This is a genomic window from Mesorhizobium sp. M1348, assembly GCF_040317925.1.
Classification (GTDB): domain Bacteria; phylum Pseudomonadota; class Alphaproteobacteria; order Rhizobiales; family Rhizobiaceae; genus Mesorhizobium.
In genome coordinates, this window is the sequence record NZ_JAMYLH010000004.1 from 20409 (window position 1) to 42202 (window position 21794).

23 protein-coding genes and 2 pseudogenes are annotated in these 21794 nt (G+C 61.6%); 10 read left to right on the forward strand and 15 right to left on the reverse strand.

Going from position 1 to position 21794, the window contains the following annotated elements:
- Positions 1–4: 4 nt before the first annotated feature.
- Positions 5–1270 (reverse strand): extracellular solute-binding protein, encoded by a 1266-nt coding sequence (locus tag NKH13_RS08990; RefSeq protein ID WP_352720088.1) that lies wholly within the window; start codon positions 1268–1270, stop codon positions 5–7.
- 328 nt (positions 1271–1598) lie between these two features.
- On the opposite strand from NKH13_RS08990, the gene NKH13_RS08995 reads away from it, so the two are divergent.
- The 3 genes from NKH13_RS08995 to NKH13_RS09005 are packed head-to-tail and all read left to right on the forward strand — an operon-like array spanning position 1599 to position 4694.
- On the forward strand, positions 1599–2891 hold the full coding sequence (locus tag NKH13_RS08995; RefSeq protein WP_352720089.1) for an ABC transporter substrate-binding protein: 1293 nt from the start codon (positions 1599–1601) through the stop codon (positions 2889–2891).
- Between the two features lie 43 nt (positions 2892–2934).
- Complete coding sequence (locus NKH13_RS09000; RefSeq protein WP_352720091.1) at positions 2935–3825, forward strand: carbohydrate ABC transporter permease; 891 nt, start codon at positions 2935–2937, stop codon at positions 3823–3825.
- Positions 3822–4694, forward strand: a complete 873-nt coding sequence (locus tag NKH13_RS09005; RefSeq protein WP_352912256.1) for a carbohydrate ABC transporter permease — start codon at positions 3822–3824, stop codon at positions 4692–4694. Before NKH13_RS09000 ends, NKH13_RS09005 begins: the two co-directional genes overlap by 4 nt.
- A 510-nt stretch (positions 4695–5204) precedes the next feature.
- Here NKH13_RS09005 and NKH13_RS09010 read toward each other — a convergent pair.
- On the reverse strand, positions 5205–5441 hold the full coding sequence (locus tag NKH13_RS09010) for a DUF982 domain-containing protein (protein ID WP_352912258.1): 237 nt from the start codon (positions 5439–5441) through the stop codon (positions 5205–5207).
- Positions 5442–6012: 571 nt separating this feature from the next.
- Between NKH13_RS09010 and NKH13_RS09015 the strand changes: the two genes are divergently transcribed.
- On the forward strand, positions 6013–6231 hold the full coding sequence (locus tag NKH13_RS09015; protein ID WP_352912260.1) for a hypothetical protein: 219 nt from the start codon (positions 6013–6015) through the stop codon (positions 6229–6231).
- Positions 6232–6402: 171 nt separating this feature from the next.
- Complete coding sequence (locus tag NKH13_RS09020) at positions 6403–6678, forward strand: hypothetical protein (protein WP_352716743.1); 276 nt, start codon at positions 6403–6405, stop codon at positions 6676–6678.
- Between the two features lie 883 nt (positions 6679–7561).
- Here NKH13_RS09020 and NKH13_RS09025 read toward each other — a convergent pair.
- The 7 genes from NKH13_RS09025 to NKH13_RS09055 form a co-directional block, all read right to left on the reverse strand.
- On the reverse strand, positions 7562–8440 hold the full coding sequence (locus NKH13_RS09025) for an SMP-30/gluconolactonase/LRE family protein (RefSeq protein WP_352716741.1): 879 nt from the start codon (positions 8438–8440) through the stop codon (positions 7562–7564).
- Between the two features lie 35 nt (positions 8441–8475).
- On the reverse strand, positions 8476–9438 hold the full coding sequence (gene kce / locus NKH13_RS09030) for a 3,5-dioxohexanoate:acetyl-CoA acetone transferase (RefSeq protein ID WP_352716739.1): 963 nt from the start codon (positions 9436–9438) through the stop codon (positions 8476–8478).
- Positions 9435–10382 (reverse strand): 3-hydroxyacyl-CoA dehydrogenase, encoded by a 948-nt coding sequence (locus NKH13_RS09035; RefSeq protein ID WP_352716738.1) that lies wholly within the window; start codon positions 10380–10382, stop codon positions 9435–9437. Before NKH13_RS09035 ends, kce begins: the two co-directional genes overlap by 4 nt.
- A gap of 11 nt (positions 10383–10393) precedes the next feature.
- Positions 10394–11200, reverse strand: a complete 807-nt coding sequence (locus tag NKH13_RS09040) for an SDR family oxidoreductase (protein ID WP_352716736.1) — start codon at positions 11198–11200, stop codon at positions 10394–10396.
- Positions 11201–11213: 13 nt separating this feature from the next.
- Entirely contained in the window at positions 11214–13286 is a 2073-nt protein-coding gene (locus tag NKH13_RS09045) for an ABC transporter permease (protein ID WP_352716734.1), read from the reverse strand.
- Positions 13283–14821, reverse strand: a complete 1539-nt coding sequence (locus NKH13_RS09050; protein ID WP_502914559.1) for a sugar ABC transporter ATP-binding protein — start codon at positions 14819–14821, stop codon at positions 13283–13285. Before NKH13_RS09050 ends, NKH13_RS09045 begins: the two co-directional genes overlap by 4 nt.
- Before the next feature lie 72 nt (positions 14822–14893).
- Positions 14894–16021, reverse strand: a complete 1128-nt coding sequence (locus NKH13_RS09055) for a sugar ABC transporter substrate-binding protein (RefSeq protein WP_352716732.1) — start codon at positions 16019–16021, stop codon at positions 14894–14896.
- Positions 16022–16254: 233 nt separating this feature from the next.
- On the opposite strand from NKH13_RS09055, the gene NKH13_RS09060 reads away from it, so the two are divergent.
- A complete protein-coding gene (locus NKH13_RS09060) occupies positions 16255–16935 on the forward strand; it encodes a GntR family transcriptional regulator (RefSeq protein WP_352716731.1) in 681 nt (226 codons plus the stop codon).
- A 92-nt stretch (positions 16936–17027) separates the two neighbouring features.
- Here NKH13_RS09060 and NKH13_RS09065 read toward each other — a convergent pair whose 3' ends face one another.
- The 5 genes from NKH13_RS09065 to NKH13_RS09085 form a co-directional block, all read right to left on the reverse strand.
- On the reverse strand, positions 17028–17270 hold the full coding sequence (locus tag NKH13_RS09065; RefSeq protein WP_352716729.1) for a type II toxin-antitoxin system Phd/YefM family antitoxin: 243 nt from the start codon (positions 17268–17270) through the stop codon (positions 17028–17030).
- A gap of 12 nt (positions 17271–17282) precedes the next feature.
- Positions 17283–17564 carry a recombinase family protein gene (locus tag NKH13_RS09070; RefSeq protein ID WP_352716728.1) on the reverse strand — a complete coding sequence of 94 codons (282 nt, stop codon included), beginning with the start codon at positions 17562–17564 and terminating at the stop codon, positions 17283–17285.
- 74 nt (positions 17565–17638) lie between these two features.
- Positions 17639–17764: a recombinase family protein gene (locus tag NKH13_RS09075; protein ID WP_352716727.1), complete on the reverse strand. Its 126-nt coding sequence runs from the start codon at positions 17762–17764 to the stop codon at positions 17639–17641.
- Between the two features lie 39 nt (positions 17765–17803).
- Positions 17804–18169 carry a type II toxin-antitoxin system VapC family toxin gene (locus NKH13_RS09080; protein ID WP_352716725.1) on the reverse strand — a complete coding sequence of 122 codons (366 nt, stop codon included), beginning with the start codon at positions 18167–18169 and terminating at the stop codon, positions 17804–17806.
- A complete protein-coding gene (locus NKH13_RS09085) occupies positions 18163–18378 on the reverse strand; it encodes a ribbon-helix-helix protein, CopG family (RefSeq protein ID WP_352716723.1) in 216 nt (71 codons plus the stop codon). The genes NKH13_RS09080 and NKH13_RS09085 overlap by 7 nt, the downstream gene beginning before the upstream one ends.
- A gap of 533 nt (positions 18379–18911) precedes the next feature.
- On the opposite strand from NKH13_RS09085, the gene NKH13_RS09090 reads away from it, so the two are divergent.
- From NKH13_RS09090 to NKH13_RS09105, 4 genes and pseudogenes are all read left to right on the forward strand, one after another.
- Positions 18912–19172, forward strand: a complete 261-nt coding sequence (locus NKH13_RS09090) for a hypothetical protein (protein ID WP_352912264.1) — start codon at positions 18912–18914, stop codon at positions 19170–19172.
- A gap of 413 nt (positions 19173–19585) precedes the next feature.
- Positions 19586–19861, forward strand: a complete 276-nt coding sequence (locus NKH13_RS09095) for a hypothetical protein (protein ID WP_352716719.1) — start codon at positions 19586–19588, stop codon at positions 19859–19861.
- 337 nt (positions 19862–20198) lie between these two features.
- Positions 20199–20354, forward strand: coding sequence for a DUF3606 domain-containing protein (locus NKH13_RS09100; RefSeq protein ID WP_352716718.1), 156 nt, complete (start codon positions 20199–20201; stop codon positions 20352–20354).
- A gap of 670 nt (positions 20355–21024) precedes the next feature.
- A pseudogene (locus NKH13_RS09105) lies at positions 21025–21498 on the forward strand (SOS response-associated peptidase family protein); the annotation flags it as partial.
- 58 nt (positions 21499–21556) lie between these two features.
- Here the strand turns inward: NKH13_RS09105 and NKH13_RS09110 are convergent.
- Positions 21557–21697 (reverse strand): annotated as a pseudogene (locus tag NKH13_RS09110) (SOS response-associated peptidase); the annotation flags it as partial.
- Positions 21698–21794 lie beyond the last annotated feature (97 nt).

Genomic DNA, 21794 nt, shown 5'->3' on the forward strand with positions numbered 1-21794 from the left:
CGGCCTACTGCTTCGGCTTGAACCAGCTGCTGACAGCGGCCTGCATATCCGCCGCCAGCTTCTGCGGCGTAATGTTGCCTTCGACCATGTCGATGATCTCGGACTGCAGGATCGAGGAGGCCGTCGGCGTCTGCCAGCGGAAGCCGACAAGCGTCAGATAGGGTGTGGAATTCTTCGACATCTCCATCATCGTGGCGAGTACCGGGTCTTTCACGGTGACGTCGGTACGGGCCGGCGGCCAGCCCAACTCGTCGGCGAAGAGCTGCGCGAACTCGGCCGAAGCCATGAAGTTGAGCACCTTGATCGCTGCCTCCTTGTTGGTGCTTTCAGAGACGAGACCATAGGAGCCGTCCGAAAAGGCCGAGGTGTAGAGCTTGGTGGCAGGATCGTCGGCGGGGAATGGGAAAATCGAGAATTTCAGCTTCGGGTTCTGCGCCTTGAAGCTGCCGTTCTCGAACGAGCCGCCGAAGAACATCGCCGCCTTGCCGCCGATGAATTGCTGTGTCGAAGTGGTGTAATCGACACCGGCAAAGCCGTCGGAGAAATACGGCTTCAACTCGGCATAGCGTTTCAGGGCAGCCACGTAGCGCGGATCCTCGAAGGTCGCCTTGCCGCTCATCATTTCGTCGTAGAAGCCCGGGCCATAGATAGTCGGGCCGACAACACCGACGCCGATCTCCAGCGCCCAGGCGGAGCCGTTGGCACCGCCGGCGGCTATTGGCGTTATCCCCGCCCCTTTCAGCTTCTCGCAGGCGGCGACGAAATCTTTGTAGGTCTTGGGAATCTCGATGCCCTGGGCGGCGAAGATGTCTTGATTGTAGAAGACCCCCATCATCGGCACCGAATAGGGCACGCCATAGATCTTGCCGTCGGCACGGCCACGAGCGCCGCCCAGCGCGCTATCGGGCATGTTCTTCAGCTCCGGCACGCTGTCGTCGAGCGCGTCGAGATACCCCCCCTCGATGAACGGTTGCAGTTCGCCGTAAGCCTTGAGCTGAGCGATATCAGGCCCGCGGCCGCCACGCAGCGCCGTGCTCAGCCGGTTCTGGTAGTCGGCGTCGGGGGTGAACTGGATGTTGACCTTAATGCCGGGAGTCTTGGCCTCGAAGGCGTCGAAGATGCGGCGCATCGCAGCCTCGTCCTCGGTGCGCCAGCTCCACAGGGTCACGGTGTCGTCGGCCTTGGCCGGCAGTGCGGTGAAGACCCCGGCGCAGACTGCGGCAAAGCCGCCGATCAGGCCGAGTGCAGCGCGTCGATGAATTGAAAACATGCTCAGTCTCCCATTCTTGTCGATATTGTGATCCCTACGACGGTTCAAAAGCCGCAAAGGCAGTCATAGCTTTTCTCATCTCATTATAACGACATGACTTCGATCGCAAGGGCCTTTGCGGTAGGTGGGGCATGGCCGGCAGGGAGAAACAGCTCGAGCGATTTCAGCTAATTACCTGTTTTCAAAACGTGATCTCGCGCCTTTATGGGCCACAGTAAGAAAACGCCGCAGTTCCGGCAGGAGCTCTCCACGAAGATAGCGCTTGCATCGCTGCTTCATGTTGTCATAACGTCATTGACATCGCTGTGCGGCTGTGCGGAGGGTCTGGATGTCTTTGGCTTGGATTTCGAAACTGGCACTGGCTGCAGGGTTGTTGACATCGCCCACCGTCGGCTGGGCTCAGTCGGTCAACATCTCCTATCTGACCCACTGGTCGCCGGAGACGGTGGCCTTGCTGGACGCCGCGGCCAAGGACTACGCCAAGACCAATCCAGATGTGACCGTCGCCATTCGCGCCGTTCCCTTCGGCGACCTCCTGACGACACTGCGTTCCCAGGGCGGCAGTTCCGATGGGCCGACAATCGGCGGCATCTATGATTTGTGGCTGCCCGAACTGGCGCGAGACAAGCTGGTCGCGCCGGCCCCCGATGTGGTTGCCGGCGAGGTCAAAAGTGCGTGGCCGGCCGGTGTCGTCAGCGCAGCCTCCGTTGGTGGCACGCTCTACGGCATTCCGAACGAGATCGACGTCTATGCGCTGAACTACAATAAGGAGCTGTTCAAACAGGCAGGCATTACGGCCGCGCCGAAGACCTGGTCCGAGTTGAAGGATGCGGCCGAGAAGCTGACCAGGAAAGATGCCGGCCAGCAAGGTTTCGGCATGATCAATTCCTGGGCGGCGGGCGTCGTCCATCCCTTCGCCTCGCTGCTGGTCTCCAATGGCGGCGAGCTGGTCAAGGACGGCAAACCGATGCTCGACAGTCCTCAAGCCGGTGAGACTTTCCAGCTCTACGAGGATCTGATCAAATCCGGCGTCAGCGATCCGGCGATGGCCACCGCCGACGCCAACACAACCGGTCCCTTCCTCGACAATTTCGTCTCCGGCAAGACCGGCATGATCATCATGGCCAACTGGTGGGAAAGCGCATTGAAGACCGGCATGGGCGACAAGTTCTCCAATATCGCCACCGCACCCATCCCGGTCGGTCCGAGCGGCGACAAGCCGCACTCGATCTCCTATTCATGGATGACCGTCGTCAACGCCAATGCCGGTCAGGCCGAACAAAAAGCGGCATGGGATTTCCTGGCATGGCTGAACAGTCCGAAGTCCGGCAAGAACGGCGCCTCGGCAATGTCGGATATTCTGATGTCGATGGGCATCCTGCCGACGCGGACCTCCGACATCGAAGCCCATAAGGACAAGCTCGGCTCCGAGTTCCTATCCGGCTATGTCAGCGTGCTCGCCGACGCCAAGCCCTTCCCCGTCGTGCCGGGCGGCCAGGAGTTCAGCGAATCGCTGCAGCAGACGCTCGAGGCGTTGCAGTATGGTCAGCTCTCGGCCAAGGATGCGCAGGCGAACGCGCAGGCCGATGCCGTCTCGATCCTGGAGCGTGCCGCCAAATAGCGAAGGCGCTGTTTCGAGAGCCCAACGCTTTGGAAGCAGAGCGATGATCAAGACCTATCGTGCCTCGGCGGGCATCATGCTGGCGCCCGCCGTGACATTGATCGGCATTTTCATCCTGTTGCCGATGCTGCTCACCATCTGGCTGTCATTCCAGGACTGGTCGGCGCAGACACCTTTTTCCAATGCGAGCTTCATTGGCTTCGACAATTTTCGCGAAATATTCGGCCCGACCTCGGTCGGGCGGGATTTCAAGCGAGCGCTGCTCAACACCGCCATCTACACGGCATTGTCGGTGATGCTTATCCTGCCCCTTTCGGTAGCGTTCGGCTTGATGGTCTACCAGCGCGATGTCGCAGGCGGCACGGCGCTGCGGACCGTGTTGTTTTCCACCTACATGGTGCCGATGATCGCCGTGACGCTGGTCTGGTCGAAGCTTTATTCGCCGAGCGAAGGGCCGCTCAACCAGATGCTCGGCCTCGCCGGCATCGGCCCGCAACCCTGGCTGTCTTCGCCAAGATCGGCGTTGATCTCAATCGTCGTGCTCAATGTCTGGCAGCAGATCGGCTATTTTACGGTGCTGGCGGTTGCCGGGCTGACCCAGATCCCGGGCAGTCTTTACGAGGCGGCGACGCTGGACGGCGCCAACCGACGCGAACAGTTCCGCTTCATCACCTTGCCGCTAATGCGCCGCACGCTCCTGTTCAGCGCCGTCATCGCCATCATCAACGCCGTGCAGGTATTCGAGCCGGTGGCGCTGATCACCCAAGGCGGGCCGGTCGGCTCGACCAACGTGCTGACCTACCATATCCGCCGAGTCGGCATCGAGCGCGCGCAAGGCGGGTTGGGCTCGGCCATGGCAGTGATGCTGATGCTGGCGCTGATCGTCGTTGTGTGCGCGCTGTTCGCCTATGCCAACCGGAAGGATGACGAATGAGCGCGCCGGGCCGCTCAGGATCGCGCCGGCTGGCGCGCAAGCGCCTGGCAGGCCGCAGAACGCTGCTCGCCACGCTGATGCTGCTGGTTGCCGTCGCCTCCGCCTTTCCGCTGTTGTGGATGGTGCTCTCCAGTCTGAAGACGACGGCCGAAACCATGCAGGTGCCGCCGGTCTGGATACCGCGCACGCCGAGCATTGAAGCGTATGAGAAAGTGTCCGGCGTCATCAATGTCGGCCGCTCGATGTGGAATTCGCTGGTGATCGCCACGATCACCACCGCCGGCATTCTGGTCACCAGCATGATGGCTGGCTATGCCTTCGCCAAGCATCACTTTCCCGGCCGCTCACTGCTGTTTTCGGTGCTGATCGCCACCATGTTCCTGCCGCCGATCGTCACCCTGATCCCGCTGTACCGTCTCGTCGGATCAATCGGCCTGAATGCCAGCCTTGCCGGCATTATCGTACCCAACCTCGCCAATGCGTTCGGCATTTTCCTGATGCGCCAGTTCATAGCCGGCGTGCCGGACGATCTGATCGACGCCGCGCGGATGGACGGGGCGTCGGAACTCCTGATCCTGTTCAAGATCGTCGCGCCGAGCGTGGCGCCGGCAATCGCGGCACTGGCGCTGTTTGCCTTCGTCTACCACTGGAACAGCTATCTATGGCCGCTGACGGTTCTACAGGGCAATGCACACGACTATCCTATCGTTATCAGCCTGAGCCGCCTGCTCAGCTACAACAGAGGCGCCCTCAATACGGGACTGGTGATGGCTGGGGCCACACTTGCTGTGCTGCCGCCGTTGGTGCTCTTCGTCTTTCTGCAGCGCTTCTTCGTGGATTCAATCATCGGCTCAGCGGTCAAGGGGTAGCCTCGACGGCACAGCCGCCATGGTCCTGGCTATGATGGGGACGGGCACAGAGCTACGCAGATAGCGGCGCTGTGAAAGCTAACACCCAGAAGGGGCTTGATGATGCTCATTATGGTCGTACGCATGTAATCACGCTCTTCACATGGAGGGGGATGTCATCGCACCTCCCACCGAAACGCCGAAGGAGGCTGGGGACCAACTTGTCGCCTAGCGGCGAAGCCGGTCATAGCACTCAGGTTTGAGCATGGGAGTGAGCCAGCCGTGCGCCTAGCGGACTCGCTAGTCAGCATCGCGCCTCTGGGTTCGCACCATCGTGATGAGCCACGCGAAGCGATAAGCTCACTGATCGAGGCCCTGGTCCCGTGCGTGCGTCGTGCAGCGAAGGCCGTTCAGCGCAGGTAGTTCCATGGCGTAACGGCGTCGATATCGCTGTATAGCCGGCCACTGGCGGTGCGCTCGAGGGGCGGGGTGGGCCAGGCGTGCGGGTCGACCTGATTCATTTGGCGGTGGTCACAGACGTTTTCTAAGAAGCCCCTGTTCCGTTGCCGCCGCCTTGAAGGCACCGAATGCAGCATATTGGCTGCAATGGCCGGCCATGCATTCTTTGATCATCCGCATCGCTTTGAGCCGTCCTGGCTTGGCCGTATGTGGCCATGGTTGTTCAAGCGCCTTAGCGGCGTCTGCTATCGTTTTGACCACCGTCGCGTTGCCATTGAGGTATATCGTAATCGGAATGAACGTTGGCATTCTTGTCGCTCCGCGCGTTTGGACGCGGCTAAACGCCAAGACACGGCGGAGGTTGCATTAACCAATACCGTTCCGGTCGCAACGGGCATGGAGGGCGATTGACTGGCCAGGCGCCCACGCTGCTTTGGCCAGCCGCAGCGTTCGTCAGCGCCAGATCGTGCCTGGTAGCTGTGATGCGGGGATGCGCGAACTCGCCTGAGGCAAGGACGGCCTGCACCGTTGGGAGGCCGATGAGCTCCCCGTTGATGTTCCGATAGATCACCCATCATTCACTTGAATGATTATGTATAGAACCTCTTGCACCGTACGCGTCGCGTACCAGCGTTCATCGACGAGCAGTTCGCGGTCGGCGCGCCGGCGCGGCTGGCGCTCGCGTCGCCGAGGGCTCATTCAGGCGCTGTTTTGGCAGGATGCGCATTGGTCATTAGGCCCATCGCGCGTTTTTTGCGGCCGCAATGACGGCCGGGCCATATTGGCACCGCTCATCACTGATAGAGGAACTGCGACACCCCGTTTCGCCCGACATCAGGGAACGATGTCGGCCCCCATGTGTTAGAAATCCATGGACACTATGGAACCCAAGGGCCACGGGATGGCGGCCGATATTTTGACATCGGAAGTTGCCAATGCCAGGCAGCGCATCCGCCGGACCGAGGTCGCGCTTAAACGCACCGAAGAAATGCTGGCCGAGAATCTCGCGCTGTCCAGCAGGATACGAACTGCGGTCGAGGCCGCAGACCGCTTGGTGAAGATCGATCCCCTCAGCGTTGAAGGACGTCGCGTGGGTTGAACTGGGCCGGCGTTTCATTCGTCGCGACCTTCAGGCCACCTGCGCCATCACTCTCGCTCTAGAATTGTGCCAGCCACATCGACCGTCTGGGCTGCACGCTTGCGAACAGCCGGAACCAACGGCGACCACAAGCGGTTTACCAATCGAAGGGACCGCAATGGATTCGGAATAATGGAACTTTTGGAGATGGAACTGGCGAGAGCCCGACAGCGGCTTAACCGGGCCGAGCGCTCCCTCGAACGTGCGAATGAAATGCTGGATGAAGGCTGCGGTGTCGGCATCAATATCGCGCTGTGCAGCAGGATCCGGGCTGCGCAACGACGCGTGGCCGAGGCGAGATTGCGGTTGACGAAGATCGAGCCTGGTCAGCCTGCCCGCACGGACCAGCTCACAAGGTTTGAGCCTATTGGCCGAAAGCCGCACAGCGATTTAGCAGCAGAGCGATAGGCCTTGCTCATGCGAAGCGAATGCGGCGTGGGCTGAACCGGCCTGCAGCTCGTGCGCATGGCGATCGAGCTGACCTGCCCGGCCGGCGTGCTGCCGAGCGAGAGACGGTCAACTTGCTCTATGGACCGTTGCCGTTGCATGAGGGCGAGGCGCTTGCAAAGGCCATCATTGAGACTGCTTGTGGATCTCCACACCGGCCCGCCTCAGTCGCAGCTCGTGCAGAAGACAAGCGCCCCTTTACCGTGCTGAACAGAGCGCCTTCGCCCTGCCGGCGAACGAGCGTTGGTGCATGCCCGGCCATCGGACGCGCAGCTAGTGTCGGCCTGCCTCCGCTCGCGATAGCCCTCCCATTCGCAATCCGCTCAGGTGCGATGCCTGAACGTGCCGGCTTGCTCCTCGGGCGGCAGCGCGTCCGCGGGCGAGACGCCAACCTACCTCTTTTGATGAAGCGAGAGCGAGAGCGCCTGATCGATCGCTGACCGTTCCGCCAGATCAAGAAACTCGCTGGACGTGAAAGCGCTGCCGCGGGCGCGCCTCAAAATCCGATCAGGAAACTGAAGAAACGACCGTCTTGATGTGTCAGAAAATAGCATATTTTTTTACTGACATTCAAAGTGCCGAAAAATAGGCCTCCCGGTCGGGGTTGCCAATTCTCTCAATAGGGCGAGAGAGCCCATCCAAGCGCCGCTGACTCAGTTGGCGGGCCGCAGCGACGAGGTACGCGGAGAAGGCTTGTCCCGGCGAGCCTGTTGAAACGAATTCGGGCGCGAGGATCATGCCGGCCGCCGGCCACGCCCGTCGGATGGCAGGCTGCTAGAGACTGAGTATTGCGGAAAGCTGCCGAGACGATGAACGCCATAAAGCAACAGCTTGATGCCGAGCTTCACGCAGCAAATCTTGGCTCCGGAACTCCCGTTACACCGAGGCCGGTAATGGCAAAAAGGCTGCCGCGTAAAACTCCGTCGCCCGGAAAGCGCGGCAGCGGCGGCTTGGCCATCGACGTGACGTACAGGGTATCAAGCTTCGGCCCGCCGAACATGACGCTGGTGATCTTCTTGACGGGCATGTCGATGATGCGATCAACGCTGCCGTCGGGCGCGTAACGCACCAGCCTGCCGTCATAGACCAGTGCGTTCCAGAGGAATCCTTCCGCATCGACTGTCGAGCCGTCGGCCGCCCCTCCCCGGCTGGTATCGACGCGCGTGAAAGTGCGCCTGTTGGTGGCGGCACCGGTTTCGATATCATAGTCGTAGGCCCAGATCTCGCCGGTCCAGGTGTCGGCGAAATAGAAGGTGCGGTCGTCGGGACTCCAGCATGGGCCGTTGGAGCAGATGATGCCGGAATCGATCCTGGTCACGGAGAAATCGGGATCGAGCCGGTAGAGCCCGCCGGAGGGTCCCTCTTCCATCGTGTCCATTGAGCCGGCGAAGAAGCGGCCGCGCCGATCGACCTTGCCGTCATTGAGCCGGTTCATCGGCCTGTCCGGCTCTGGATCGTGGATCAGCGTCACCTCGCCGGTGGCGAAATCAAGCAGATGGAAACCGCGCTGTAGCGACACCACTGCGCCACCGCCGTCCTTGCGCAATGCCATCGAACCGATCTTCATCGGCACGTCCCAGCAACGGATCTCGCGGCCGTCGGCGGTCGCCCGAAACACACGCCCGTCGAAACTGTCTATCCAGTAGAGGCGCTCCTGTTCAACGTCCCACAGCGGTCCCTCGCCCAGCGTGGTCTTCACGTCCACCACGACCTCGATCTTCATGCCGTCCTCCTCTGTTCGAACCTTGCAGAAACCGGTCAGAACGCGACCTGGTCGCCGCCCTTCAATGACAGGATTTCGCGGGCCTCGTCGGGCGTTGCCACTTCCATGCCGAGGCCTTCGATGATCTTGCGGGCAAGCACCACCTGCTCGGCATTTGACTTGGCAAGCTTGCCCTTACCGGCCCAAAGACTGTCTTCAAGCCCAACGCGGATATTGCCGCCAAGCGCTGCCGATTGCGCGGCAATGCGCAACTGGCTCGCGCCGGCACCCAGCACCGACCAGCGGTACTGCAAGCCGAACAGGCGATCGGCGGTGCGCTTCATATGGGCGACGTCTTCGGGATGCGTACCGATGCCGCCGAGCAGGCCGAATACGGACTGCACGAAGAACGGTGGTTTCACCAGCCCGCGATCTGCGAAATGGGAGAGGTTATAGAGATGGGCGATGTCGTAGCACTCGAACTCGAAGCGCGTGCCGTTGTCGTAACAGGTCTCCAGTATGTACTCGATGTCCTTGAACGAGTTGCGGAAGACCAGGTCACGCGTCGCTTCCAGGTGCGGCCTTTCCCAGTCGAACTTGAACGTTTCGTATTTGTCTACGAGGTGATAGAGCCCGAAATTGATCGACCCCATGTTGAGCGAGGCGACTTCCGGCTTGAACTGGGCGGCGGGGCGCACACGCTCCTCCACCTTCATGTAAGGACTGCCGCCGGTGGTGATGTTGATGGCGGCATTGGTGCCTTGCTTGACGCGCGGCAGGAAACGCGCGAACGCCTCCGGCGTCTGGTCGGGCTTGCCGGTCTCAGGGTCGCGGGCATGCAGATGCAGGATCGCCGCACCAGCCTCCGCCGCCGCGATCGCCTGCGAGGCGATCTGGTCCGGCGTGATCGGCAGATAGGGCGACATGGTCGGCGTATGGATTGCCCCCGTCACCGCACAGGTGATGATGACCTTGCCCTTGGCCTGCGGGGCGCCGGGCTTGCGGCTTGCTTCCGTCATCGTCCAAACTCCTGATCCGATTTTTTCTTGTGCGCCGCCAGCGCCATCAGCCGGCGGTCGCGCCAGACCTGCCGATCGCCGAGTTCTTCCCGCGGCAGGCGCTTGCGGCGCTCGGCCTCGACCGTTTCCATGACCTCGCCCGCCCAGTCGACCCGACGCAGCATCTGCGGGAAGATGTTGGAATAGATCGTCTGGTAGCGCTCTACATAGTCGCGCACACCACCAGGTGCGTTGAGGTCGATCGTTTCGAACGGACCCATGAACGACCAGCGCAGCGCCAGCCCCTCGCGCAGGCCCGTATCGACGTCCTCGACGCTGGCATAGCCGTCGGCGACGAGCCGGAACGCCTCCTCCAACAGCGCGCCCTGCAAGCGATTCATGATGAAGCCGTCGAGTTCGCGCTTCATCACCAGCGGCGCGTGGCCCGCTTCGACAAGAAAGGCGCGGGTCCTTTCCACCGTTTCGGCGGAGGTCCATGGCGCCGGCACGACTTCCGCTGCCGGGATGAGATAGGGCGGATTGATCGGGTGTACGACGAGGCAGCGATGGCGCCCCTGCAGATGATCGGTGAATTTCGACAGCAACAGCGCCGAGGTGGAACTGGCGAGCACCGCCTGCGGACCCGCAAGGACGTCGATCCGGGAGAACACGTCACGCTTCACCTCGAGGTTTTCCGGTGTGTTCTCCTGGACGTGGACGGCATCGGCCAGGGCCTCGCCAAGCTCCGCCACAATGGTGATGCGGCCGAGCACTGCATCAACCGCCTGTCCCCGCAGCAAATCGTTGGCGGCGAGGTCGCCGAGCACGCCGGCGATATAGTCGCGCGCACCGCTGGTCGCGGCAGGCGCCTGGTCCCACATGCGCACATCGTGCCCGGCACGAGCGAAGCTGATCGCCCACGCCCGCCCGATGAAGCCGCTTCCGACAATTGCTACCTTCGCCATGCTCGCCCTCCTCAGAGTGTCTCGACGTTGCCGTCGACGCCGAGCGATTGGCCGGAAATGTTGACGCCCGCATCGGAAAGCAGGAAAGCCACCATCGCAGCGACATCGTATGGGCTGGTCATACGGCGCAGCGAGATGTTCTGCAGATAGCGTTGTGTCATCTCCTCGTTTGAAATGCCTAATTGCTTTGCTCGGTCGGCAATGACCTTGTCGATGCGCGGCCCTTCGATGATGCCGGGCAAGATGGCATTGACCCTGATGCCATGCGGTCCGAGTTCCTTGGCAAGACTCTGGGTCAGGCCGACGACGCCGAACTTGGCAGCCGAATAGGGGGTGCGGAACGCGTAGCCATGGCGGCCGGCGGCCGAAGACATCGAGACGATCGAGCCGCCTCCCGCCGCCTTGATCAGCGGCACGGCACGGCGCGCGCACAGGAACTGGCCGGTCAGGCAGATATCTATGCAACGCCGCCAGTCTGCCGGATCGATCTCGTCGACGCCGCCGGTCGGGCCGGCAATACCAGCATTGTTGATCAGGGCGTCGAGCCCGCCGAGCTTCTCCTTGACAGTCTCGAACAGCCGGTCGACATCGTCGTCGCGCGAAACGTCGGCTTTGACTGCGGCGGCGAGCGTAATCCTCTCTGGAGCGGCAGCCAGCGCCTCGTCGGAAATATCGCAGATCACGACACGCGCGCCGAGCCGCGATAGCGTCTCTGCAATGGCAAAGCCGATGCCGCCAGCGCCCGCCGTGACCAGCACGCGCTGGCCTTTGAGCCCGGTCAGGAATTCGTCCGCGGATGCCGGTGCGCTTGAGCTCATTGTTCCATTCCTTTCACTGAATCCGCCTTTCGCGCAGTGCCATGACGGCACCGAGCACCACCAGCCCGAACAGGATCGCCCGCGTCGCATAAGGCAGCGTCGTGCCGGCGAGGAGCATCTGCAACGCGGTCAGGAGCAGCACCCCACCCAGCATGCCGAGGTAATGGCCGCGCCCGCCGGTGATCAGCGCACCGCCGACTACGACGACGGCGATGGAGGGCAGCAGATAGTCGTCGCCCATGCCGAGGCTGGCCTGGCCGGAAAAGCCGGTCAGCATGATGCCGACCAGTGCCGCGCAGCCCGCCGACAGCACATAGACGAGGATGAGCGTGCGACCGACCGCTATGCCGGAGAGCTGGGCTGCGCGCAGGCTGTTGCCGATGCCGTAGACGCGGCGGCCGAAAGCGGTGCGGCCGAGCAGTAGCACGGCAAAGACGACGAAGGCGATCATGAACAGCACCACCGGCGTGATGGCGAATACCTTGCCAGTCATGAACCAGCGCAGCATCGGCGAGGAGAAGCCGGCCGGCGTGCCTTGCGAGTAGAGCAAAGCGAAACCTTGCAGAATGCCGTTGGTGGCCAGCGTCATAACGATCGGCGAGATGCCGAGGAAGACGATACCGATGCCGTTGGCGAGTCCGATGAGGCAAGCGACGGCGAGCACCGCCGGCAGCGCATAGGCCAGTGCAGCGTCGGATCCGTTGACCATACCGGCAAGCAGGATTCCCGACAGGCCGATCGTCCACGGCACTGACAGGTCAAGCCCGCCGGTAAGAATCACGCTGCCTTGCCCAAGCGCCAGGATGGCGAGGAAGCTCGACAGCACGAACAGCGAATTCCAGTAGCCAAAATTGACGATAGCGCGTCCGAGCCAGATCTGGGTGACGATCACGACGATGGCAAGACAGACATAGGCCGGCAGCGCATAGCGCAGCGTCTCGGCATTACGGACATGGAAGGCAGGTTGCGGCGCCTGCTGCTCGCCGGCGCTGCCCCGGGCAATTCTCAGTCGCCGGTCGGTGCGATCGATCTGCGAGGGCAGCATTCCGGCGCGCCGCGCGGCCAGGCGAGCCCGCAGAGCACGCAGTTGGCGGGCAAGCACGGAGCCATGCGACAGCGAGCCTGCAAGCACGGCAAGGATCAGGATCGTGCCCTCGGCGATCGTCGAGTAATAGGCCGAGACGTTGAGCACGAGCAGGATGTTGACGACCATCATCAGGATGTAGGCGCCGAAGACGGTGCCCACCGGCCCACCTTGACCGCCGCCCAGCCTTGTACCGCCGACCACGACCGCCGCGAACATCGACAGCAACAACGGGTTGCCAACCAGCGGATCGCCGCTGCCGGTCTGGGCGCTGATGAAAACGCCGGCAAGCCCATAGCAGCCTCCGGCAATGACATAGACCAGGAAGCGCACAAGAACGACGCGCACGCCGACCGAGGCGGCGGCATCCGGATCGCTGCCGACCGCATAGAGCGCCGTCCCGAAGCGTGTGCCCTTGAGCCAAAACCAGCCGAGCAGGACGACGCCGATGACCACCAGCGGCATCGGTATCCAGCCTGCGATAGCATCACCGAGATAGAAGGTGCCAAGATCGGGCGAGACGAAGCCGCCGGGCTTGTCCATGACCAGCAGCGTTACCCCCTGCAGGATGAACATGGTCGACAGCGTGACGACGATAGGCTGCATACGCAGGACCGCAATGAAGAAGCCGTTGAAGGCGCCGATCAGCATGCCGACCCCAATTCCTGCCAAAGTCCACAGCGCAACGCTCGTGCCGGTCGCCATCGGATCCATGCCGTTTGCCAGGACGACATTGACCAGTGAGATCACCGCGCCGGCGGACAGGTCGAAACCGCCGGACAGAATGACCAGGGTCTGGCCGATCGCCGCCAGTGCCGAAGTGGCGCCGCCGCTCGACAGGAACGAAATGTCGAAATAAGTGAGCCGCCCGGCACTGACCAGATCGACGATCAGCAGGAGCACCGCAAAGACGATCGCCGCGATGATCGCGCCGCGATGCCGCGCGAGGAACCGCGACAATGTCGCAGCAGGTGCCGCGGCGGCCAAGCTCGTCACGCTCATTCCGCCGCCTCCCGGACCACGTTCCGATGGCCAAGCGCCGGCCGCATGATCGCGCCTTCAGTGATCTCGTCGCCGGTAAGCTCCGCCACCAGATGGCCGTCATAGAGGACGAGCACCCGGTCGCATTGATGGACCAGCTCGGGAATTTCGGTTGAATGCAGGAGGATCGAGCCGCCGGCCGCCACATAGTCGCGCATCATCACGTAGAGCTCGTGCTTGGTGCCGACATCGATGCCCCGGGTTGGATCGAAAAGCAGCAGGATCCGGCTTTCGGCGACGAGCCATTTGGCAATGGCTATCTTTTGCTGGTTGCCGCCAGAGAACGCCCCTGCCCTCGTCCACAAGGCACTGCTATCGACCTCCACGGTCGAGAAGGCGGACTGTACGGCCTTTGCCTCCTCGTCTGTTCTGATCAGGCCAAACCGGGTGAAGCGTGCGACGACCGGCAGCGATGCATTCTGCCGGCCCGAGAGCTTCAGGAACAGGCCTTCGGTCTTGCGGTCCTCCGGCACCAGCCCGATTGCCATATTGGGCTTGAGCGCATCGGCGGGCGAGCCGAGCCACACATTGCGCCCGTCGACCAGGATGTGGCCGCGCTCGATCTCGGCCATGCCGAAACAGGCGAGGAACAGGTCGAGCTGACCCATGCCCTGCAATCCGGCAATGCCGAGGATCTCGCCCTTGCGCAGGTCGAAACGAACGCCGTCGAGCTTCCTCCCGGCTTTGAGATCGCGTACGCCGAGCACCGGCGGACCAAAGGCGGCCGCGCTTTCTGGTTTCGGCGGGAAGGTCTGGGCGATGCTGCGGCCGATGATCTTTTCGATCACCTCACCATCCGAAACGTCGGCAACCGGCGCGGTCACGATGTGGCGGCCGTTCCTGAGAATGGTCAGCGTGTCGCAGAAAGCTCGCACCTCGCGCATGCGATGGGTGATGAACATGACCGTGGTACCGGCCGCTTTCAACTGCGCGATGATGGCGCCCAGCCACTCGACGTCGCCACCTGACAGTGTCGAAGTCGGCTCGTCGAGCAGAAGGATCCGCGGCTTGCGATAGAGCGCGCGCGCGATTTCGATCTTCTGGCGGACGGCGAGATCGAGCGTCGCTACCTCGGCATCGAGATCGACCGAAAACCCCAGATCGGAGATGTGCTTGCGGACTGCCTTGCGCGCGCTCAACCGCCTGATCAGGCCGATCGGGCCAACGGGCGCGTAAGGCAGCAAAATATTGTCGAGAACGCTGAGATCGCGTACCAGCGTCATTTCCTGGAAGGCTGTCTGCACGCCTTTGGCGTGCGCGGCGCGCGGCGAACCGAGTGGCGCCGGTTCGCCTGACAGGGTGATTTGTCCGTCGTCGGGCCGTACCAGCCCCGACAGCAGCTTGACGAGCGTGGACTTGCCCGCACCGTTCTCGCCAAGCAAGGCATGCACGCTGCCGGAAGCGATCTCGAAGGAAACGCCATCGAGGGCGACTGTTGCGCCAAACGCCTTGCGGACGCCCTCTATGCCGACAGCTGTCGAATGCGCTGACATCATGATCCCAGTCCCGGCCTGCATGAAAGGCGCGTGGAGCGCCTCGAAAGCACCCCACGCCCACTTTCCGAGTGCCTACTCCTCGGGCTGGCCTACAAGGGCGGCTGCGAGACCGATTTCAGGTGTCTGATCGGAGAAGATCGAGGCGAACCAGCCTGGGTTCGAGACCAGCGACGGTTTGAACGCGTTGCAACCAGCCTTCATCTCCGCCCAGGTGCCCTCGTCGCAAAGCTTTATCGTCTCGTTGGTGACGACAGGCAGCGGCAGGATCGTCTTCTTGGCAACGTCCTTGCCTTCAAGCGCCTCGACGGCAAGCTTGAGAGCGAGTGCCCCGGAATAAGGCGGCGAGGCATAGGAAATGCGCGCCGCGCCGAGCGGCGCATAGGGAGACGTCGCGCCCTCGACCTCCGTGCCCTCCGGCAGCATCTGGATACGCCCGCCATTGGAACCCTCGCCGGCGCAAGGCAGGAGTTCGCTGGTCTTCTTGCCGGCCTCGAGCTGCATGGAATTGGCGGTGAAGCAGCCGACCTGCATCCATAGCCCGTTGATGTCGTCCCAGCTGCGCGTCGCCAATATCTTGGAAAGTTCGGTACGGGCCACCGCCTGGCTCCACATGCCGACCGCCTCGCCGACGATCTTGATGTCGGGATGCTTGGCAAACACCTCCTTCGCCGCTTTCGTGCGCAGGTCATCGACCGAGGTGCCGGGGACGCCGGTCACCGCAATGATGTTGCCCTTACCATTAAGCTTCTTGACCAGCCACTCCGCCGTAACGCGGCCAGCCTCTTCCTGGTCGATATGGACATTGTAGGCGCAGGGCTCCGTGATCTCGGCATCATAGGCAAACACCTTCACGCCCTTATCGCAGGCGTTCTTCACCACCTGGTTGAGCGCCGTCGGCGAGATCGGGAAGATAACGATGGCCTCGGCGCCGGCCTGGACCATAGCATTGATCTGCTGGATCTGGCGCTGTGCGTTCGGCCCCGCCACCTGGACCTGGAGGTCCACCTTGTCGGCCATGCTCTTGTGCGACGCCATCGCCTTGACCATGTTGGCGGCCTCGGCCTGCCAATCATTGCCGATGAAGCTCATGCTGAGAAATATCTTGTGCTTTCCAGCCGCTTCGGCGGCGGACATCCCAAAAGCGCAAACAGCCATGCCGGCAAGCAGCGCAAGCCGCCGGGCCTTCGATCCGATACCCATACGAAACTCCTCCCAGTTCAGACGAACGAATGCCTCCCAAGGGCACGAAAACGCACACCTTGTCATTCGATGCGCCTGACCGTATCATGATTTGATCAAAGATCAATGATGAAATGGCCGAGAGGCAAAAGCCGGAAACGCGGGCGCTTGACGCGGCAATCCGAACCTTGCATTCCGGGCACAGGCGCCGGGTATGACCAGAGCGTCGCCCGAATGGGGGAAGGTTGGCAGAAATGGCTGGGGCGGCATTCAGGAAGCCGGGAGTGGAGATCACGCCGCTGTCCAGGGAAACCCTGCAGGACAGGGTTTACCGGCACGTTACCGAGTTGATTCTCGACGGCAGCATCGTTCCAGGTGAGATGGTGACGGTCCAGAGCCTCGCCGACGCTTTCGGCGTCAGCCCGATGCCGGTTCGCGAGGCACTGCGGCGTCTGAGCGCCGCCAACGCCTTGATGGTGGTTTCCGGCCGTTCGATCGGTATCCCGGCATTAAGTCGTGCGCGGCTTATCGATCTCAGGAACGTCAGGTTCGAAATCGAGGCGATCGCCGCCGCATGGGCCGCAGAACGCATTGACGATCACGGCGTGATGCTGCTGGGCCAGCATCTGGAGGCACTCGAGCAGGCCAATGCCGCCGGCGACGTCAAATCCTATCTCAGGGCCAATTACGCCTTTCACTTTTCCATCTACCGGGCCGCGGGCTCGGAAAACATGCTCAGCATCATCGAGAACCTGTGGCTGCAGATCAGCCCCTATTTCAACATGCTGCACGATTCTGGAAACTATTCGACCGCCAACCAGCACCATCAGCAGATGTTTGCAGCGCTGCGAGACCGCAATGCGGAAGCGGTCGGGGCCGCGGTTCGCGCCGACATCGACGCGGCTTTCACAGTGCTGATCAAACTGCTGAAGTAAGATTCCTCCAATTGCGCCGATACGGCGGCGAGTCGCCGCTAGGCACGAACATGTCCGTCAGCGTATAGCGCCCGCCCGTCTGCCCCCTGAGATCAAGACGGTATAGATTCCTGCTCCATTTCAGAGGCTTCGACCGCCGCGATCTCGTTCGTGCCGAGCTCCGCTGTCAGCTCGACTCGCCGGTCGCGCTTCGACAGCCGGACAAAATCCTCGTAGGCCAGCAGCACCGTGCGCGGGCGACCGTTCTTGGTGATGATGACCGGGGCGCGGACCGCGGCATCCTGATAGGCGCCAAAATTTTTCGAGACGGCGGCGGCGGGGACGGTGGTGGTCATCGCGAGACTCCTTTATTCCGGAATATACGGGCTTTCCGCAAGTGTCGGGCGCCCGCCAGATGGAAACGAGGCAGTGACAGGGCAACTCCCAAAGACCCGGAATGGTAGAATCGTCGCGAGACGGCCGAAACCCTCGACGCACGCGATTCCGTGCTGCCCTTCGACCGCGGCGATTTTTTTCTGGTCCTCGGACAGGGTGACGATGGTCACGCCTGCGAAACTCAGGCCCTTGAAGACGCCTGCCACGTCCTCCTGATCGCGACTGATGCGATCCAGCGCCTCTGACAGAATCATGCCGAAACGGCCCGCCTGAGCATCGGCAAGAAGCGACTGAATACAAGGATGCTCCGGAGATGGCCCGTGTCGGACTAGTTCTCTACCACGCTCCATCCCCCGCGCGCGGCGCGCTCACGGCACTGGCGCAACTGGTCCTCGGTGGAGGCGTCGCGCTGGTTGCCGGAAGAATAACGGGCGTAAAGGGCGATACGGGTCATGCGGCTGGCTCCTATCGTTACGGGCCGGGGGCGCGTTCGCTACAGCGTGTATGGTTCGCGTATCCCCGGATCGTCAGGTGGAAAGTCTTTGGTATTGCGGGTCACAAGCAAGCGCCCGGCGGTCTGCGCCGTAGCCCAGATCACCGCGTCGGGCAGCTTGATGCGATGTGCTCGCCGCAGCGCTACTGCACGGTTGGCGATCTCGTCGTCCAGAGCGATGACTTTGAAGCCTTCGAGGAAAAGCCGGGTCGGCTCGACCAGATCGGGGTCTGCGCCAACCATCACTTCCATCCAGGTGATGATACTGACGGCACGGCTTACGAAGCGCTCGATTTCCTCGCGGGCCTGGGGGACGGCGTTCAGATGGTCGACGAGGATATTGGTGTCGAAGAGCGCGCCTACCATTCGCGGCGCACCTTCTCCTGATAAGCCAGCCCATCAACCTTGCGCTTACCCCACAGGCCGAAGCCATCCTCGACCTGTTCGCGATTATGGCGGTCGAGATAATCGTCTATTGCCGCGCGGATCAGGGCCGCACGGGATTGGCGCGCCCGTTTGGCAAGCCGGTCGAGGGCTTCAACCTGGGCATCGTTCATGTCGATAAGGGCTCGCATCGCGCATTCCAATGATATGCCTTATACATATCATATGCTACGATACAGCGGAAGGGAAAGATCGTCTTGGGAGCAAGTCTGGAGGCAATCTCTTCACTCCCGTCGGTCTCGTTTTCCATGGTCGGGGTGTTCAGGGGTTTGTTGTCGTTCGCTGCGGTGCGCGACGCCGCGAAGTCCTGGGCAACAATCTAAAGCTCATCGTTCGGGCAGCCATCCCATATTATCGACCGGTCGCCGACGCGGCGCTCAACTTTAGCCGAGCAAGGTCGCACCAGCCTCAGGCGGCTGATCACGGCCAACAACATGACGCAGAAGGAAAACGCAGGGTCGAGGCGCAACGTGCAATCGCGTGCCGTGCGAGCCGGCCGGGCTCTGTCGGGCAAAGCCTAACGCCAAACCTGATAGTCTCGGGCCGCAGGGGCAAGCGCGGTTTGTGAGGCGACTAGTCCCGCTTTGGCACAACCGGATTGGCATCTGAGTTGCCTAGCAAGACTCGCTGGCGTGTAGCCGCAGGGCTCACTCAGGAGGTGGAAATGGTTTTGGCCCAAGATTTGTCTGATGTTGCGTTCACGTTCGACTGTCCGAATTGCTCGCATCCGATGGTAAGGAAGGGCTCTGCGATAAGAACGATCGCCCACTTCATATGCGACGGGTGCAGAGCCAACGTGCCGCTCACTTATCCGCAGAAGCTGGCAATCTTCGAACTGCACAAGGGACTGGCCGAGCAGTCGCGAAAGCACGAGCTGAGAGATCGTGCGCTGGCCACCGCGGCTGTATTGCCGGCGACAAGATGACCCAGTAAGAAACGGCCAAAGTTGACGCGCGGATCGGTCGCGCCATGACGTGCGCCGGAGAGACGCTCTTTTCTCGAGGATCGTCGGGCGAGCAAAACTATGCGACGCGATGTAGTGGACTTGAGTCTGGTCGTGGTCAGCTCAAGACGAAACCCGCCAATAGGACCGTAAGGAGCAGTGACAGCGGAACGGCCAGGAGACAGCACATTTCAAAAGTGTTGTTTTGGCGCCCATCCATCGTGCTGATCCCACTTTTCTGCTTAGTCATTTTGACAGCAACGGGCAGTAGCAGCTAGCGGTTCCATACCAATCCGTTCATGAAGCGCTTGCCGTGGTGTATATTAGCAACACCTTGACTACCACCAAGGCCGCTCCACCCTCATTCCCTGGCGCGGCTCAGCATTGGAGATGAGGTGGCAATAACCGCTACAGTTCGGCGTCGGATTATAGAGGATCGCGTAAGCGTCTCTATCCCGGGCTACAAATTCCCGCATTCCATCAAGGACAGTGCCTCGAACGAAAAGCGAGGCCAGCAAATCGAGCTTAGGGGAGAAGTCACCCGGATCGATGAGGAGAAGGTGACGATTGATCTTGGACCGCTGGTGACAGTTGATCTGGACAATGTCCGCCTGGTGGAGAAATACCGTCCACAGCAGCGCAGAACGCACCTATACGACAAGACACACTAGGCCTACTCGCCATCGACTGGCCTTTGCGTCCTTCGTTTGCATGCTTCGCTTCCATTAGCATGAGCTCATACTTCGATAGCCGGCGCTGCCCCTCTAACCCCGCCGGTCAGGCCCGGCATCCTGCTGACAGTCCCGCCGGGTGGGTGCCGGGCCGCACCCGTCCGCGATCGCCACGAAAGATGCTTGACGCGCAGCCTTCTCACACCAGGTTTGACCCACTGGATTGCCGGCTGCTTCTTTGGGGCGCCTGGCGGTGGCACAGAAGATGATTCCGAGGCTCGGCAACGAAAGTTGCTTGCCAGCGGTGCCGTTGATCCAAAGCTGAAGGAGCACCAGGATGGCTGACGACCACAGCAAGCTGGATGTTCGAGATCGCACCCACTTATCGGCGCACGAAGTCCATGAGGTGGAATATTTCGCCGAGCAGAATGGCCTGACGCCAGACCAGGTTCGGCAGCTCGTCAGGACCCACGGCAATGACCGGACCCGTTGAGGGAAGCTGCCAAGGCGCAGATGGCGCGTGGACTTCGGAGGGCAAGCTCGCGCGGTGCGTCCAGCTTTTCCACCGCAAATTTCGCCCGTTCTCAAATTTTTTTCCTCCATTTCGCGCGACTCAATTAGCATCTGCTGATGGAACGTCGTCACGCCCTCCGAAGAGTCACGAACGGGTTTTGGGAGGTGTATGATATAGATGACGACGAGGTTGTCTTCACAGACGGGGTAGCTCTGACAAAGTTGCAGGGGGAAGAGGCACTTGACGCTCTGGAGCTACTGAAGGGCGGATTCCTGATCCCGAGCAAGCGAAGGCGTTCCCGATACTGACCCGCGTGAACTGCTTTCCGACAAGGTGCAGCATGGAATTATCGCGCATTACAGATGCGCGATAATTCCTATCGGCGCTCAGGTGGTAAGCTTTTTCGCGCATCTAAATGCGCGATATAGTTGCGCAGAGATCAGGCTGGGCGTAGTCCGCTCCCTTCGGAGATCGCGACAGCCAACACTGCTCGGATGCATTCTTACGCTGCTAGGAGGAGCCGCCTGCTGTGCGCTTCGCCAAAGCAAGTCTTGCTAAACTTCTGCCAGGCCATTTCAGGGGAATGGAAGCCGTGCCTATTGCCCTGTGGACGTTGCGACATAGCAGCGATTGGGGCACATTCCAGGCCATGTGCAATCTCTACAACATCACGACCAGCCAGGAGGCCATTCGCCAGTGGACCCGCGCCTTGCATGACATCCTCGGCAATCTCGAACCCTCCATCGACATCTATCCCAACCAGCCGGTGGTGCGCAATGCGCTGGACGGCGAACGCGAACTGGCCAATCTGCTGTGGGGCATGCCGACGCCACTGGAGCGGGTCAAGGGCAAGGCCGACTACGGCACCACCAATATCCGCAATCCGCAATACGGCCATTGGCAGCAATATCTCGGCATCGAGAACCGCTGCGTGGTGCCCGTCACCAGCTTCGCCGAACCCAGTCCGACGCCCGGCGACACGGAGCCCGAGACCGGGATCCAGCGCAACTACTGGTTTGCATTCGGCAAGGACCGCCCGCTGTTCTTCTTCGCTGGCCTGTGGACGCATTGGCAGGGCACTCGCAAGGTCAAGGACGGCCCCGCCGATCACCAGGTCTATGGCTAGCGCGACGGCGCGACAGGCCGGTTCGCTTAAGGGCGGAGCGAGTGTTGACTCACACCTAAAACAGCGACCCTTGCGCCGGCGCCTGTTCAGGCGCTGCCGCGAACTTAATCTGTGTCGCCGGCTTGTCGACGATCACCAGCGCGTCATCGGGCGCCGTGCGCTGCAGGTGTCTTGCCTCCGACCATGGCGCCGTCAGCTAGGTCTCGGTTTCTTCCGGCCTTTGGCGCCCCCCGTATGATCTCATGAATTAGCTGTGGTCGGCTGTTCGTGAATATGCTTCCATGCAGTTGGCA